General features: G+C 59.7%; 1 protein-coding gene and 1 pseudogene. Both read right to left on the bottom strand.

Features of this window, described 5'->3' with window-relative positions:
* Window positions 1-546, bottom strand: a 546-nt coding sequence (locus EOA86_RS36160) for a glycine betaine ABC transporter substrate-binding protein (protein WP_281035739.1), incomplete at its 3' end; no start/stop codon positions are given.
* Between the two features lie 139 nt (window positions 547-685).
* Window positions 686-998, bottom strand: a pseudogene (locus EOA86_RS41020) (glycine/betaine ABC transporter permease); the annotation flags it as partial.

The following is a 998-nucleotide window of genomic DNA, read 5'->3' as shown; positions in this document are numbered from 1 at the left end:
GCCCTTGAGTCCGAATTTCTCAAGCTGGAAGTCGACGACGTCGCCGCAACTCCAGCCCGGATCGCAATTGATGAGGTCGGCTTTGCCGGTCGTGCCGAAAAGAGCTGCGATCTTCGCATCCTTCATCTGATCGAGCGTGGTGATGTTGTTTGCGTCGGCGGTTTTCTTGTCGATCAGATAGCCATTGATGCCGCCGCCTTGAATTAGGCCACCGCCGACGATCTCCGCCTCCGCCTCGACCTTCTTGTAGCCCGGCTCGCGCTGCGGGAAGTTTATATCGGTCGCGATATCGAGATCGCCTTGGGCCGCCGCCTGGAAGAACAAGGTGGTGTTGAGCGTGCTAAGCTTGACGTCGTAACCGAGTTCCTTCATCGCCGCCATGCCGATCTGGGCAACGACATAATTGGCGCCTAGGCTGTCGGACTGGGCGTACCGCACCATCTTGCCGCTCCCAGGTAGGTCTTCGGCGAAAGCAGTTTGGCCTAGAGAGGCCGCCAGCACCATGCCGGTGACAAAAAGGGAAAAGGTTTTCAGGCTGTGCTTCATCGATGTTCTCCTTCTGGATTTTTCTTTGGACTTCACTGAGTTCGAGGTTTGGCTGTAACGCGGGCCCTGCAAGGCATAGGCGAGTGAATTCCTGTCCGGCGGAACGAGCCGCCGGTGTCTGTCGTCATTCCGGTGGTGGTTACCGCCGGAGCGGTTCCGCTGAATGCGTGCGGTTCGCTGCGGTTGTTGCGATGGCCTCGTGCGATCGCTCGCCCTTGAAAAGATTGAAAAGGTGGCGCAGCACCGACCTGCGCTTGCGGTCGGTCGGCTGGGCAAGCTGCTGGGTGATCCGGTCAAGCATCATGGCGAGCAGGACGATGGCGATGCCGCCGACGGCGGCGCGACCGACATCGAGACGTCCGAGACCTTGGAGAACCACGAGGCCAAGGCCTTCCGCGCCGATCATGGCAACGACTACGGACATCACCATCGCAGTCAGCACGGTCTGGTTC

This window comes from Mesorhizobium sp. M5C.F.Ca.IN.020.32.2.1 (genome assembly GCF_004023105.1).
Classification (GTDB): domain Bacteria; phylum Pseudomonadota; class Alphaproteobacteria; order Rhizobiales; family Rhizobiaceae; genus Mesorhizobium; species Mesorhizobium wenxiniae.
The sequence above is the reverse complement of the archived record's forward strand: the minus strand, read 5'-3'. Positions and strand labels throughout refer to the sequence as shown.